General features: G+C 71.2%; 10 protein-coding genes and 1 pseudogene. 4 read left to right on the top strand and 7 right to left on the bottom strand.

Annotated elements, in window-relative coordinates; translation table 11 throughout:
* Window positions 1–483 precede the first annotated feature (483 nt).
* Entirely contained in the window at window positions 484–3402 is a 2919-nt protein-coding gene (locus tag TU30_RS04380; protein ID WP_042164675.1) for a glycoside hydrolase family 48 protein, read from the top strand.
* 154 nt (window positions 3403–3556) lie between these two features.
* Window positions 3557–6250, top strand: coding sequence for a cellulose binding domain-containing protein (locus tag TU30_RS04375; protein ID WP_042164673.1), 2694 nt, complete (start codon window positions 3557–3559; stop codon window positions 6248–6250).
* 68 nt (window positions 6251–6318) lie between these two features.
* Here TU30_RS04375 and TU30_RS04370 read toward each other — a convergent pair whose 3' ends face one another.
* From TU30_RS04370 to TU30_RS04360, 3 genes are all read right to left on the bottom strand, one after another.
* Window positions 6319–8214 carry a rhamnogalacturonan lyase gene (locus tag TU30_RS04370; RefSeq protein ID WP_042164671.1) on the bottom strand — a complete coding sequence of 632 codons (1896 nt, stop codon included), beginning with the start codon at window positions 8212–8214 and terminating at the stop codon, window positions 6319–6321.
* A gap of 68 nt (window positions 8215–8282) precedes the next feature.
* Window positions 8283–9068: a class I SAM-dependent methyltransferase gene (locus tag TU30_RS04365; RefSeq protein WP_042164668.1), complete on the bottom strand. Its 786-nt coding sequence runs from the start codon at window positions 9066–9068 to the stop codon at window positions 8283–8285.
* Window positions 9069–9073: 5 nt separating this feature from the next.
* Window positions 9074–9388 (bottom strand): 4a-hydroxytetrahydrobiopterin dehydratase, encoded by a 315-nt coding sequence (locus tag TU30_RS04360; RefSeq protein ID WP_042164665.1) that lies wholly within the window; start codon window positions 9386–9388, stop codon window positions 9074–9076.
* A gap of 160 nt (window positions 9389–9548) precedes the next feature.
* Between TU30_RS04360 and TU30_RS04355 the strand changes: the two genes are divergently transcribed.
* A complete protein-coding gene (locus TU30_RS04355; protein WP_042164860.1) occupies window positions 9549–10406 on the top strand; it encodes a helix-turn-helix domain-containing protein in 858 nt (285 codons plus the stop codon).
* Here the strand turns inward: TU30_RS04355 and TU30_RS04350 are convergent.
* Window positions 10385–10813 (bottom strand): hypothetical protein, encoded by a 429-nt coding sequence (locus TU30_RS04350; protein WP_042164662.1) that lies wholly within the window; start codon window positions 10811–10813, stop codon window positions 10385–10387. The two genes, TU30_RS04355 and TU30_RS04350, sit on opposite strands and share 22 nt — an antisense overlap.
* Before the next feature lie 377 nt (window positions 10814–11190).
* Here TU30_RS04350 and TU30_RS04345 point away from each other — a divergent pair, with 377 nt between their 5' ends.
* Window positions 11191–12054 carry a helix-turn-helix transcriptional regulator gene (locus TU30_RS04345; RefSeq protein WP_042164660.1) on the top strand — a complete coding sequence of 288 codons (864 nt, stop codon included), beginning with the start codon at window positions 11191–11193 and terminating at the stop codon, window positions 12052–12054.
* Here the strand turns inward: TU30_RS04345 and TU30_RS04340 are convergent.
* The 3 genes and pseudogenes from TU30_RS04340 to TU30_RS04330 form a co-directional block, all read right to left on the bottom strand.
* A pseudogene (locus TU30_RS04340) lies at window positions 12048–13032 on the bottom strand (Hsp70 family protein); the annotation flags it as partial. The gene TU30_RS04345 and the pseudogene TU30_RS04340 sit on opposite strands and share 7 nt — an antisense overlap.
* 247 nt (window positions 13033–13279) lie before the next feature.
* The gene (locus tag TU30_RS04335) at window positions 13280–14008 is read right to left on the bottom strand and encodes a glycerophosphodiester phosphodiesterase family protein (protein ID WP_042164658.1); all 729 of its coding nucleotides are present in this window, start codon (window positions 14006–14008) and stop codon (window positions 13280–13282) included.
* Between the two features lie 148 nt (window positions 14009–14156).
* A complete protein-coding gene (locus TU30_RS04330; RefSeq protein ID WP_042164656.1) occupies window positions 14157–14585 on the bottom strand; it encodes an OsmC family peroxiredoxin in 429 nt (142 codons plus the stop codon).
* Between the last annotated feature and the right edge of the window lie 29 nt (window positions 14586–14614).

The following is a 14614-nucleotide window of genomic DNA, read 5'->3' as shown; positions in this document are numbered from 1 at the left end:
GGGTCCCCCGGGAGTGCGCTGCCCCCGCGCCGGGGGTGCGGGTGGTGCCGTCGGGCGGGAACACCGCGACTGTGGTGCCGGCGTCCCGCGGGGAGGCCCTGACGGAGGGCTCCGCCGTGCACACGGACGCTGACTCGTGCGCCCCGACGACCGGGGCGTCCGGGGCGCCCGCACGGGGCACGGACGTACCGGCGACAGGACGTAAAAGTACTGAACGCGGGGGGTGCCACATGAGCGACTCCTTGCAGTTCGGGCGTGCCGTGACGGACGCGTCGACTGATGGAACCGCTCCCACTGGTGTCCATGACGCTAGCGCCAAGTGACGGCAAAGAACAGGGGAGTTACCGAGATTCGCTGAACTTCGGTCATCGAATCTTTTCGACTCTCCACAAGCCTTGACCGCCCTGGGCCCCGTCCTCACTATGGGAGCGCTCCCACTGGTTCAAGTCTTGACATCTCCGAGTCGCAGGAGGAACCAGCACCATGCATCCCCCACCCAGAAGACGCCGCGGCCTCCGGCGACTGTGGACGGCCGCCGCAGCAGCCCTCGCACTTCCGCTGACGATGCTCTCCTCAGGATCGACTCCCGCTCAGGCAGCGGCCGTCCAGTGCAGCGTGGACTACCGGACCAATGACTGGGGCTCCGGTTTCACCGCGGATCTGACCCTCACCAACCGCGCCGCGGCGGACATCGACGGCTGGACCCTGACCTACGCCTACGCGGGCAACCAGCGGCTGGTGAACGGCTGGAACGGCAGTTGGAGCCAGTCCGGCTCCACCGTGACCGTGCGAAACGCCGGACACAACGCGCGGATCCCGGCCGGCGGCGCCGTCACCACCGGTGCGCAGTTCTCCTACAGCGGCAGCAACGCCGCACCCTCCTCCTTCGCCGTCAACGGCACCACCTGCACGGGGGCACACCAGCCGCCGATCACCGTACTGACCAGCCCCGAGGCCGGCGCGGTCTACACGCGGGGCGAAACGGTTCCGCTCGCGGCGACCGCGGCGGCGGCCGACGACGCGACGATCACCAAGGTGGAGTTCTACGACGACACCGAACTGCTGGGCACGGACGAGAGCGCGCCCTTCACGCTTTCCGCCGCCGGCTTGACCGTGGGCAGTCATTCGCTGACGGCGAAGGCCTACGACAGCCTGGGCGCCTCCGCGAGCTCGACCCCGGTCGGCATCACCGTCGCCTCCGGTCCGGTCGTCGTGGCCACCCCGTCCCACCTGGGGGTACGACAGGGAGAGTCGGGCACGTACGAGGTGAAGCTGTCGACACGGCCGAGCGCGAACACGACCGTCACGACGACCCGCGCGAGCGGCAACCCGGGGCTGTCGGTCACCGCGGGCGGCTCGCTCACCTTCACGCGGTCGAACTGGGACACCGCGCAGAAGGTCACGATCGGCGCCGACGCGTCGGGGACGGGTTCGGCGGTCTTCGAGTCGTCGGCCCCGGGGCACACCGAGGCGGCGGTCACGGTGACGCAGCTGGGCGCGACGAAGGCGTACGACGCCCGTTTCCTGGAGCTCTACGGGAAGATCACCGACCCGGCGAACGGATACTTCTCGCCCGAGGGCATCCCGTACCACTCGGTGGAGACGCTGATCGTCGAGGCGCCGGACCACGGCCACGAGACCACCTCGGAGGCGTACAGCTACCTGCTGTGGCTGCAGGCCATGTACGGCAAGGTGACCGGTGACTGGTCGAAGTTCAACGGGGCCTGGGACATCATGGAGCGGTACATGATCCCGACTCACGCGGACCAGCCGACCAACTCCTTCTACAACGCCTCGAAGCCGGCGACGTACGCGCCCGAGCTCGACACCCCCGCCGAGTACCCGGCGCCGCTGGACACCGGCGTCCGCGTCGGAACGGACCCGATCGCCGCCGAGCTGAGGTCCACGTACGGCACGGACGACGTCTACGGTATGCACTGGCTGCAGGACGTGGACAACACCTACGGCTACGGCAACGAGCCCGGCCGGTGCGAGGCGGGTCCGACGGCGACCGGGCCGTCGTACATCAACACCTTCCAGCGCGGCGCGCAGGAGTCGGTGTGGGAGACGGTGCCGCAGCCCACCTGCGACGCCTTCAAGTACGGCGGTAGGAACGGGTATCTGGACCTGTTCACCCAGGACGCCTCCTACGCGAAGCAGTGGAAGTTCACCAACGCCCCGGACGCCGACGCGCGCGCGGTGCAGGCCGCCTACTGGGCCGACCTGTGGGCCAAGGAGCAGGGCAACGGCGGTGACATCTCCACCACCGTCGCCAAGGCCGCCAAGATGGGCGACTACCTGCGCTACTCCATGTACGACAAGTACTTCAAGAAGGTCGGGAACTGCACGAGCCCGTCCTCCTGCCCGGCCGGTACCGGCAAGGACGCCTCGCACTATCTGATGTCCTGGTACTACGCCTGGGGCGGAGCCACCGACACTTCGGCGGGCTGGGCCTGGCGCATCGGCTCCAGCCACGCGCACGGCGGCTACCAGAACCCCCTGGCGGCCTACGCCCTCAGCTCCTACGACGCCCTGAAGCCGGATTCGGCGACGGGTGCGGCGGACTGGGGCAAGTCCCTGGACCGGCAGCTGGAGTTCTACCGCTGGCTGCAGTCCGACGAGGGCGCGATCGCGGGCGGCGCCACCAACAGCTGGGCGGGCCGCTACGCGACGCCGCCGGCCGGGACGCCGACGTTCTACGGCATGTACTACGACGAGAAACCGGTGTACCACGACCCGCCGTCCAACCAGTGGTTCGGCTTCCAGGCGTGGTCCATGGAGCGGGTCGCCGAGTACTACCAGCAGACGGGCGACGCGGACGCGAAGGTCGTCCTCGACAAGTGGGTGGACTGGGCGTTGTCCGAGACGACCGTCAACCCGGACGGCACCTTCCGTCTCCCGGCGACACTCCAGTGGTCGGGCAGCCCCGACACCTGGAACCCGTCCTCCCCCGGCGCCAACAGCTCGCTGCACGTCACCGTCAGCGACTACACCAACGACGTCGGTGTGGCCGCGGCCTACGCGAAGACGCTGACGTACTACGCGGACCGCTCGGGCGACACCGAGGCCGCGGACACGGCGAAGGCACTCCTCGACGGCATGTGGGACAACCACCAGGACGACCTCGGCATCGCCGTCCCGGAGACCCGCGCCGACTACAACCGCTTCGACGACCCCCTCCACGTGCCGAGCGGCTGGACCGGCACCATGCCCAACGGGGACACGATCGACTCGTCGTCGACGTTCGACTCGATCCGTTCCTTCTACCAGGACGACCCGGCCTGGTCGAAGATCGAGTCCTATCTGGCGGGCGGTGCCGCGCCCACCTTCACGTACCACCGGTTCTGGGCCCAGGCCGACATCGCCCTGGCCATGGGCTCGTACGCGGAGCTCCTCGAATAGCCCCCGCCGGCGCTCCGCGTGCCGGCCCCGGCACCTGACGCCGGGGCCACAGCGGCCGGGCGGATCCCTCGCGCACGGGGGTCCGCCCGGCCCTCGCACACCCTCCTCCCCGCACCCTCTCGCTTTCCCCCCACCCCCGAGGAAGGACTTCACCGTGCGAAGAACCCGCGCCCTCACGGCCGTGCTCGCCCTGGCGGCCGGCCTGCTCACGGGTGGCCCGCCCGCCCTCGCCGCCGCTCCCCCCGACCGGTCCGCCGCGGCCGACGCCCCGGCGGGGTCCGCGCTCGCCGCGGACACGTACACCTGGAAGAACGCCCGGATCGACGGCGGCGGTTTCGTCCCCGGCATCGTCTTCAACCGCAGCGAGAGGAACCTGGCGTACGCCCGCACGGACATCGGCGGCGCCTACCGGTGGCAGGAGGGGACGAAGACCTGGACGCCGCTGCTGGACTCGGTCGGCTGGGACGACTGGGGGCACACCGGCGTGGTGAGCCTCGCCTCCGACCCGGTCGACCCGGACCGCGTGTACGCGGCGGCGGGCACGTACACCAACGACTGGGACCCGAACAACGGCGCGGTACTGCGTTCCGCGGACCGGGGCGCCACCTGGCGGAAGGCCGACCTGCCGTTCAAGCTGGGCGGCAACATGCCGGGGCGGGGCATGGGCGAACGCCTCGCCGTCGATCCCCACCGCAACAGCGTGCTGTACCTGGGGACGCCCAGCGGGAACGGCCTGTGGCGCTCGACCGACTCGGGCGCGAGCTGGTCGGAGGTGACGGCCTTCCCCAACCCGGGCACCTACGTGCAGGATCCGGGTGACACCTCCGGGTACGCCAGTGACAACCAGGGCATCGTCTGGGTCACCTTCGACGAGTCGACGGGCACGCCGGGCAGCGCGACGCGGACGATCTACGTGGGGGTCGCCGACACGGAGAACGCGGTGTACCGGTCGACTGACGCGGGGGTCACCTGGGAGCGGGTGGCCGGGCAGCCGTCCGGGCACCTGGCCCACAAGGGCGTCCTGGACACCGAGAACGGTCACCTGTACATCGCATACAGCGACAAGGGCGGTCCGTACGACGGTGGCAAGGGCCGGCTGTGGCGGTACGCGACCGCGACCGGAACCTGGACCGACATCAGCCCGGTCGCCGAGGCCGACACGTACTACGGCTTCAGCGGACTGACGGTGGACCGGCAGAACCCGGGCACTCTCATGGCTACGGCGTACAGCTCCTGGTGGCCGGACACCCAGATCTTCCGTTCCACGGACAGCGGTGCGACGTGGACGCAGGCGTGGGACTACTCCCCGTACCCGAACCGGGAGAACCGCTACACCATGGACGTCTCGTCCGTGCCGTGGCTGACCTGGGGCGCCAACCCGTCACCGCCCGAACAGACTCCCAAACTGGGGTGGATGACCGAAGCGTTGGAGATCGACCCGTTCGACCCGGACCGCATGATGTACGGGACGGGTGCGACGGTCTACGGCACCGAGAACCTCACGAACTGGGACGGCGACACCACGTTCACCATCGAGCCCATGGTGCGGGGCCTGGAGGAGACGGCGGTCAACGACCTCGTCTCTCCCCCGTCGGGCGCGCCGCTGATCAGCGGGCTCCTCGATGTCGGCGGCTTCCGGCACACGGACCTGACGAAGGTCCCGTCGATGATGTTCACCCAGCCGAACTTCACCGGTACCACCAGTCTGGACTTCGCCGAGTCCAACCCCGATACGGTGGTCCGGGCGGGTGACCTGGACTCCGGTCCGCACATCGCGTTCTCCACGGACAACGGCGCCACCTGGTTCGCGGGCACCGACCCCGAGGGCGTCAGCGGCGGCGGCACGGTCGCGGCGGGCGCCGACGGCAGCGGCTTCGTGTGGAGCCCGCAGGGCGCCGGGGTGCACCACACCACCGGCTTCGGCACCTCCTGGTCGGCGTCGAGCGGCATTCCCGCGGGGGCGGTCGTCGAGTCCGACCGGGTGGATCCGAAGACGTTCTACGGCTTCACGTCCGGGACGTTCTACGTCAGCACGGACGGCGGCGCCACCTTCACCGCCTCCCCCGCGACCGGCCTGCCGAGCGGCGACAGCGTGCGGTACAAGGCGCTGCCGGGCGCCGAGGGCGACATCTGGCTGGCCGGCGGGGAGAGCGGCGGGGTCCACGGTCTGTGGCACTCCACCGACGGCGGACAGAGCTTCACCAAGCTGCAGGGCGTCGAGGAGGCCGACACCGTCGGCTTCGGCAAGGCGGCCCCCGACGCCTCGTACCAGACCGTCTTCACCAGCGCCAGGATCGACGGCGTGCGCGGCATCTTCCGCTCGACGGACCAGGGGCAGAGCTGGACGCGCATCAACGACGACGCGCACCAGTGGGGTTGGACGGGTGCGGCGATCACCGGTGACCCGCGGGTGTACGGCAGGGTGTACGTGGCGACCAACGGCCGCGGGATCGTCTACGGCGACACCTCGGACACCGGGGGCGGGGACGACGGCGGCGGAGGCACCGACCCCGATCCGGAGCCGACGGGGGCCTGCGCGGTGACCTACGAGATCACCAACCAGTGGTCCGACGGTTTCCAGGCCCAGGTCCGGGTGAACAACACCGGGTCGGACCCCTGGAACGGCTGGTCACTGACCTGGTCGTTCGCGGACGGACAGCGGGTGTCCCAGCTGTGGAACGGGGCCCACGCACAGTCCGGTCCGGCGGTGACGGTACGCAACACCGACTGGAACGGCACCGTGGCGGCGGGCTCGTCGGTCGGGTTCGGCTTCACGGCGAGCCGTTCGGCGACGAACTCGAAGCCGGTGGCCTTCGCACTCGGCGGGCGGGCCTGCACGGTGACGTGACCGGCCGGAGGCGGTGAGCCCGCGGGGCACGTACGGCCGGAGCGGCCGTACGTGCCCCGCGGTCCTGCTCAGGGGGTGTGGACCGCCGGACGCGGCGGGGTCGGCATGCCGTCGCCGATGAAGAAGCCGGTGTGCGGCGGCTGGTTGTAGGCCGTGTTCTGCCACGCCAGCGAGGTGCGGTACAGGGTGTCGTGGAGCAGCGTCGTGATCTTGACGTCGGTGTCGTGCGGAGTGGAGTAGATGCGCAGCGCGGTGTTGTTGCCGGTGCGCCAGACGACCTCCTCGCGCCAGTCGCCGAGGATGTCGCCGGACAGTACGGGGGTGGCCTTGGTGCCGTTGTTGGAGACGACCCCGGACCCGGTCAGCAGGCGGGTGTCGGAGGAGGTGCCGTACTTGTCGATGCGGGTGCCGTCGAGGAGTTCGCGCACCGGGTCGCCGTCCCACCAGGAGAGGAAGTTGGCGGAGGACGGCTTGCGGCCCTTGGTGCCGCCGCCCTCGTCGCGGACGGAGCCGTCGGAGGAGGACCACATCTCGGGGCCGGAGTTGCCCGACCAGATGTCACCTGCGACACCGCGCCCGTTGTCGCAGCAGGCGGACAGCTTCCAGCGGACCGATCCGTTGGCCGGGTCGATGTACAGGGCCGCGGGCTGTGAGGTCGACTCGGAGACCTTGTAGTACTCCAGGCCCGAGGTCGACGCGTCGAGGTCGCCGAGATGCTGGGCGTCCCCGTGACCGGTCCTCGTGGTCCACAGTCCGCTGCCGTTGTCGTCGACGGCCATCGCGCCGTAGACGATCTCGTCCCTGCCGTCGTTGTCGACGTCGCCGACGGAGAGGCTGTGGGAGCCCTGGCCGTCGTAGCCCTTGCCGCTGTTGGTGGAGGAGTTGGTGTCGAAGGTCCAGCGGCGGGTGAAGGCGCCGTTCCGCCAGTCCCAGGCGGCGACGACGGAACGGGTGTAGTAGCCGCGGGCCATGATCAGGGAGGGCCGGGCGCCGTCGAGGTAGGCGGTGCCGGCGAGGAAGCGGTCGACGCGGTTGCCGTAGGAGTCGCCCCAGGAGGAGACGGTGCCGCGGGCGGGGACGTAGTCGACGGTGCCCATGGCCCTGCCGGTCTGCCCGTCGAACATGGTCAGGTACTCGGGGCCGGACAGGATGTAGCCGCTGGAGTTGCGGTGGTCGGCGGAGGAACTGCCGATGACGGCGCCGGTGCCGTCCCGGGTGCCGTCGGCGGTCTTCATGGCGACCTCGGCCCTGCCGTCGCCGTCGTAGTCGTACACCTGGAACTGGGTGTAGTGGGCGCCGGAGCGGATGTTGCGGCCCAGGTCGATGCGCCACAGCCGGGTTCCGTCGAGCCGGATGCCGTCGACGATCGTGTTGCCGGTGTAGCCGGACTGGGAGTTGTCCTTGGCGTTGGTGGGCTGCCACTTGAGGACGAACTCGAGGGCGCCGTCGCCGTCGAGGTCCCCGACGGAGGCGTCGTTGGCCTCGTAGGTGTAGGAGACGCCGTCCGGGGTGGTGCCGCCGGCCGGCGGGGAGATGGGCACGTCCTTGTAGCCGCCGCGGAACTGGACGGCGTGCACGGAGTCGCCCTGCTCGACGCCGTTCACGACGGCGCGGACGGTGTAGTCGGCGTGGGACGGGGCGCCGGAGTGGAAGAACGTGGTGGAGCCGGTGACGGGGGTGGAGTTGACCTTGGTACCGGCCCGGTAGACGTTGAAGGAGACGTTGTCCGGGTCGGTGCCGAGCCAGCGCCAGCCGACCAGGTTGCCGCTGCCGTTGTGCACGCTGACCACGCCCCGGTCGAGTGCCTCGACCTGGCGTGCCGTGGCGGCTTCGGCGGTGTCGGCGCCGAGCCCGGTGAGTCCGGCCCCGGCGAGGGCCACGGCGGTGAGGACCGCGGGAAGGACGAACCGGCGTCTGCGTGACCTGTGCGCGTGTTTCCACGGGTGCGGGTGCGGGTGCTTCACGGGACGAACCTCCAGGGAGGGCGGGGGGATTCCGCCTTTCAGTGGTCACCGGTCCCGGTTTGGTTGCCTCACCCCGCAAGGGCCGCCGGCGGCTTCGGTGGATGCGGCTGATGCGGCGGTTTTCGGAACGCCCGTAGCTGGAAGACCGGGTCGGGGCGGGGGCGGTCCTGGTCGGGGAGGGCGGCGAGGCGGGCGGCGAAGGCGTCGGCGAGGGGGGAGCCGGGGGGCAGGGTGACGAACCAGCCGCGGCGCAGGTCGGCGATGGTGCGGCGAGGGCTGCGGCCCTGGCCGTGGCCCCGGAAGACGGTCTGTCCGGCCGGGACGAGGCCTTGTTCGGCGGCGCAGGCCACCACGTCGGCGGCGACGTCGCGCACCGGACCGCGCGGGCGGGTGGAGAGGACGGCGTCGATGTCGCTGCCCACGTTGTGCGAGGCGGCCTTGTCGACGGTGGTGACGTAGACCCCGCCGGGCCGCAGCACCCTGGCGCACTCGCCGATGAGCGCCCGCACGTCCTCGGGGCCGGACTGGAGGTGCAGCAGCCACACACTGACGGCGGCGTCGAACCGGGCGTCGCCGAACGGCAGACGACGGCTGTCCGCGCGGACCACGGCGCCGGGCAGACGGGTTGCCGCGATGCGGGTCATCGACGGGGCGAGGTCGACGCCGGTCACCCGCAGGCCGGTACGGACGGCGGGGAAGCGCCGGGTCACGTTGCCGGTGCCGCAGGCGATGTCCAGCAGGTCGTGCGCCCCGAGGGGGATCAGGTCGAGCACCGCCCGCGCGGCGGCCGCGGCCCGGGGCTCACCGCCCCGTGAGGCGTCGTAGCGCCCCGCTTCCTCGTCGTAGTCGAGCACACACCTCAGTGTGCACCGTGACCGGGAGCCACGTCCTCTATCCTGCGCGCCAGTTCGACATCCTTCGCGGTGACGGCGCCACCCGCGCTGTGCGTCTGGACGGCGACGGACACGGTGTGGTGGCCGAGGGTGAGGTCGGAGTGGTGGTCGAGTTCCTCCTGCACCCGGGCGACGTGGACGACCATCGCCGTCGCCGCGAAGTGGGAACCGAGCCGATAGGAACGGGTGAGCCGGCCGCCGTCGAGCGACCAGCCCGGCAGACCGGTCAGCCTTTCCTCGATCTCCTTCGGCGACAGCGGTGCGGCGGATGCGGCGGACATGGATCGGCTCCTCCTCTGCCCGTGGCGGTCGGGGTTTCTCTTCGCCCAGCGTGCCACAGGAGGTGCCGCCGGACCCTGCGCAGGAGGCCGGGCGTGGTCGCAGGGTGGTCCCGCAGCGGGTACGGCCCGCGTGCGGCGCCTTCTCGGCTACCGTCCGGGCATGAGCACTCCCACGCCCGCCACCGCCACCGCCACCGCCACCGCCACCGAAAGCGTGGGTCCACTGCTGCGGGCCTGGCGGGAGCAGCGGCGGATCAGCCAGCTGGAGCTCGCGCTGCGCGCGGATTCGTCCGCCCGGCACATCAGCTTCGTCGAGACCGGCCGCTCCCGGCCCAGCGAGGAGATGGTGCTGCGGCTGGCCGAGCACCTGGACGTCCCGGTGCGGGAGCGCAACGCACTGCTGCTGGCGGCCGGTTACGCACCCCGGTTCCCCGAGACTCCCCTGGACGACCCGGCGCTGGAGGCGTTGCGCGAGGGCATCGGGCGGCTGATCGCCGGATACGAGCCGTATCCGGCGCTGGTGGTGGACGCGATGTACGACGTCGTGGCCGCCAACCGCGGGATCATGATGCTGTTCGACGGGGTACCGGAGTCGCTGCTGGTACCGCCGTTGAACGCGGTGCGGCTCACGCTGCACCCGCGGGGTCTCGCACCCCGGATCCGGAATCTGCGGGAGTGGCGCGGTCATCTGCTGGAGCAGATGGAGCGGCAGATCGCGCTCCGCCGCTCCGCACCGCTGCGGGCGCTGTACGAGGAGGTCGCGGCGTTCCCGGTGCCAGAACCCGAGCCGGACTCGACCGAGGGGGCCGGGGCAGCGGACGGTGAGGAGTCGGCGTCCGTGGCGTACTTCGCGCTGCCGATGCGCATCGAGCACGAGGGCCGGATCCTGTCGTTCGTGTCGTCGATCTCCACCTTCAACACACCGATGGACGTGACCGTCGCCGAGCTGGCCGTGGAGACCCTTCTCCCGGCCGATCCGGCGACGGCCAAGTACCTTCACTCATGGCTGAGTCGATGAGAAATCCGCAGTGCCATGTACTGGAGCAGGGCGAAACCGGCCACGACGAGCGACTGAAGGACCGTCCACACCGCGCCCGCCGTGCTCGGCTCGAGCCACAGCACGAGGGCGACGCAACTCACCACCGCCCAGGCGATGTTGATCTCGACGACGGCCCGGACGCCGAGCGTCGGCGGATACCGGCGCGCGGCCAGCAGGGCCACGCCGGCCGCGTACGCCGCGAGGAAGGCTCCGAGCCCGGCCAGCAGGCCGGAGCCGACGCCGAGGAAACGGCCGAGCGGGCCGGAGAGGGCGAGGTAGGCGAGTGCGTTGACGCCGGTCACGGCGGCGTCGAGGACCACGAGGCGGCGCAGCGCCGACCGCGGGTCAAAGGTCCGGGTGAGTGCGGCGAGCTGGGTCGCGGACATGACGCATCCCCTCCGTCGGGGTCGGGGTCGGGGTCGGGCCGGTTCGATCAGCTCGGTGACGGGCTGAAGGCCACGGTGCACCGCACACCGCATACCTTCCCGTCGACGAGGGCACTGGACGAATCCGGTCCGGGGCCCGGGCCGGAGTGCGCCGGCCCGGGCTCGGGGCGTCCACGATTCCGCCCGCGGCGGGTCGCGGTCGATTGCCCCGGACGTCATGGCCCGGACGCCATGGCCCGGACGCCATGGCCCGGACGCCATGGCCCGGACGCCATGACCCGGGCGCCCGGAACAGGGGCGCCCGGCCGTCTCCCGTGAGAGGGTCGGGCGGGCATGGCAGACTGATCGTGTGTTGGGGGGCGTTGGGGAGACGTGGCGTGAGTGAACGGCGGGCCGCACCCACGGTGGGCCAAGTGGTACTCGGCAGGCGGCTGCAGGAGCTGCGGGAGAAGGCGGGCCTCACCCGCGAGGAGTCCGCCCGGGTCCTGCGGGTGGCTCCTGCGACCGTCCGGCGCATGGAAACGGCCGAGGTCGCGCTGAAGATCCCGTACATCCAGATTCTGCTGACGGCGTACGGGGTGTCCCGGAGCGAGGCCGCCACCTTCATCGGGCTCGCGGAGGAGGCGAACCGTCCTGGCTGGTGGCAGCGGTTCCACGACGTGCTGCCCGACTGGTTCAGCCTGTACGTGAGCCTCGAGGGTGCCGCCCGGGTCATCCGGTCCTACGAGCCGCACTTCGTGCCGGGGCTGCTGCAGACGGAGGACTACGCGCGTGCCGTCATGGAGGCCGGGACGATCGGGAACCAGGGGCCGGAGGCCGTCGAGCGGCATGTGTCGCTGCGGCTGGAGCGGCAGCGACTCCTGGAGCGCCGGGATCCGCCCCACCTGTGGGTGATCGTGGAGGAGACGGTCCTGCGGCGCCCGGTGTCGCTCGACGGCCGGGTGATGCGCGAGCAGTTCGACAAGCTGCTGGAGTGGTCCGAGCGGGACCGGATCACACTCCAGGTGGCCGAATTCACCGACGGACCCCACCCGGGGACGTACGCGCCCTTCTCACTGTTCCGGTTCGCCGAGCCGGAGCTGCCCGACATGGTGTTCACCGAGTACCTGACCGGCGCCCTGTACCTGGACTCCCGCAAGGAGGTCTCGGTGCACCTGGAGGTGCTGGACCACATGACGGCGCGGGCCGCCTCCGCCCGGCACACGCAGAAGCTGCTGCGGGAGTTCCGGGACGGCTACTGAGCGCCCCCGCGCCCGCTCCTCCCGCCGCTCCCTGCTCCCCCGTCGTTCCCTTCGTCGACGATCTCCGCGTCGACGACACCGTCCTCGCCGCCCTGTTCCCGCGGCGCCCCAGGGGGGCCTGCGTCGTCCGCGGACGACCGGGCTTCGCTCCCGGCCCCGCTCCGTGCGTCGGCCCGGGCGTACATCGCCTGGCCCATCCGCCGGCTGACCTCGGCGAGCTTCTCGACGCCGGCGCGCAGAGCGGCCGTGTCGGCGGGCCGGTCCAGCAGCGGCTTCAGCCCGGCGACGGCGCCCTCCACCTCGGCCCTGGTCTCGGCAGGGATCCGGTCCTCGTTGTCCTGGAGGAACGTTTCGGTCTGGTAGACGAGTTGCTCGGCCTGGTTGCGGGTCTCGGCGGCCTCACGGCGCCTGCGGTCCTCGTCGGCGTACTGCTCGGCCTCGCGCATCATGCGGTCGATGTCGTCCTTGGGCAGGGCCGAGCCGCCGGTGACGGTCATCTTTCTGTTCCCGGCCGGTGGCGAGGTCCTTGGCGAAGACGTGCATGATCCCGTTGGCGTCGATGTCGAAGGCCACCTCGATCTGCGGGACGCCGCGCGGGGCCGGGGGCAGACCGGTCAGGTCGAAGTCGCCGAGCTTCTTGTTGTACGCCGCGATCTCGCGTTCGCCCTGGTAGACCTGGATGCCGACCGAGGGCTGGTTGTCGGTGGCGGTGGTGGTGGTGGTGAAGGTGAAGGTCTCCGAACGCCGCGTCGGGATGGTCGTGTTGCGCTCGATCAGCGTGGTCATGATGCCGCCCTTGGTCTCGATGCCCAGGGACAGCGGGGTGACGTCGAGGAGCAGCACGTCCTTCACGTCGCCGCGGATGACGCCCGCCTGGAGTGCCGCGCCGACGGCGACGACCTCGTCCGGGTTGACGCCCTTGTGCGGGCGGTCGACGTTCGTCACGGCCTGCCGTTTGGCCACCTCGCCGACCAGCACCTCCCCGTTCTTGGCGAAGGCCACGACGGAAGGGGTCGTTCTGGCGCCCTCCGCGTTCGTGACGACCGTGGACTCACCGCCTCCAGCACGGCCACCACCGAGTTCGTGGTCCCCAGATCGATTCCGACCGCACGTCCCATCGCTGTCCCCTTCCGCCAGGGCACCCCCCTTCGGACTTCCGGACTTCCAGCAGAAAACTTGAGCGCGCTGTTGTCAATAGTGCGCCCGGGTCGTTCGTCACCCGCCCTCAACCGCCCCCTGCGCGCAGTTCCACGGCGCGGCGGGGGCGGTCGGTGACCAGTACGTCCACGCGCGGGTCGGTGAGGAAGGCGCGCATCGGAGCGGCGTCGTTGACCGTCCACACCATGGTGAACAGTCCGTTGCGGGCCGCCTCGCGCAGCGCCCCGCCGCGGGCGAGCCGCTGGTGCACCGCGATGCCGTGGGCGCCGCAGGCACGGACCCGCCGCATGGGCAGCAGTTCGCTCAGCCGGGTGCGCGCCAGCCGGGCCCGCGGGACCCCGGTGCCGTCCCGGCCGAGGGAGAGCGCGGTGCGTACGCCGGGGAAGGCCGCGGTGATCGCGGCGACGGAGCGGTCCTCCAGGCTGGTGGCGACGAAGCCGTCCCGGCCGAGCAGGGCGATCGCGCGGTCGATCAGCTCCCGCTCGTGACCGGTCTCCTTCAGGTCGAGATGCCCGACGAGCTTCCCGGTGATCAGTTCCATGACGTCGTCGACGACGGGAACGGGGTACGCGACACGCGCGCAGAGTTCGGCGTGGGTGAGGGTGGCGAGCGGCGGGCCGGTGCGTCCCGCACGGGCGTCGTGGTGGACGACGAAGAACCCGTCCGCCGTGCGCCGTACGTCGAACTCGACGTACTCCGCGCCGGACCGCAGGGCGTCCTCGTAGGCCTCCCGGGTCGCGGGCGCGGCGTGTTCGGAGCCTCCCCGGTGCGCGGAGACGGCGGGCCGTGACGTCATGCGGGGCGGCTCCCTGTCCTCGGGGTCCTCGGGATCTCCCTCTTCGGCTCCCCGGGGCGTCGGGGCAAGGGACGCGGACACCCGCAGGCCGCCCCCTGCGGGGCGGCCTGCGGGTGTCCGTACGTCCTCCACGTGCAGGGCAAACGGGTCAGGAGAGCTTCGCCGTCAGGGTGATCTCGGTGCCCTTCAGCGCCTGGCTGACCGGGCAGTTGACCTTGGCGTCCTCGGCGGCGGCGAGGAAGGCCGCCTCGTCCAGGCCGGGGACGGTGGCCTCGACGGTGAGGTGGATGCCGGTGATGCCCGTACCGGGCACGAAGGTGACGTCGGCGGAGGTCACCAGGCGGGTCGGCGGGTTGCCGGCCTTGTCGAGAATGTTGGAGAAGGCCATCGAGTAGCAGCTGGAGTGCGCGGCGGCGATCAGCTCCTCGGGGCTGGTCCTGCCGTTCGCCTCCTCGGCGCGCGACGCCCACGTGACCGGCTGCTCGTCGATGCTGCCGGAGGAGTCGAAGGTGACGACCCCGCTGCCCTTGATGAGATTGCCTTCCCAGACGGTGTGTGCGGAGCGCGTGGCTGCCATGACGCATCCTTTCGAAGAAGTCCGGCCGT

It is taken from the genome of Streptomyces sp. NBRC 110035, from assembly GCF_000829695.1.
Lineage (GTDB): Bacteria > Actinomycetota > Actinomycetes > Streptomycetales > Streptomycetaceae > Streptomyces.
The sequence above is the reverse complement of the archived record's forward strand: the minus strand, read 5'-3'. Positions and strand labels throughout refer to the sequence as shown.

Bases quoted from the DNA above. Each gene is read 5' to 3' on its own strand.
- TU30_RS04380 (WP_042164675.1), top strand. From the start codon at position 484: ATGCATCCCCCACCCAGAAGACGCCGCGGCCTCCGGCGACTGTGGACG.
- TU30_RS04360 (WP_042164665.1), bottom strand. From the start codon at position 9,388: ATGTCCGCCGCATCCGCCGCACCGCTGTCGCCGAAGGAGATCGAGGAA.
- TU30_RS04355 (WP_042164860.1), top strand. From the start codon at position 9,549: ATGAGCACTCCCACGCCCGCCACCGCCACCGCCACCGCCACCGCCACC.
- TU30_RS04350 (WP_042164662.1), bottom strand. From the start codon at position 10,813: ATGTCCGCGACCCAGCTCGCCGCACTCACCCGGACCTTTGACCCGCGG.
- TU30_RS04335 (WP_042164658.1), bottom strand. From the start codon at position 14,008: ATGACGTCACGGCCCGCCGTCTCCGCGCACCGGGGAGGCTCCGAACAC.
- TU30_RS04330 (WP_042164656.1), bottom strand. From the start codon at position 14,585: ATGGCAGCCACGCGCTCCGCACACACCGTCTGGGAAGGCAATCTCATC.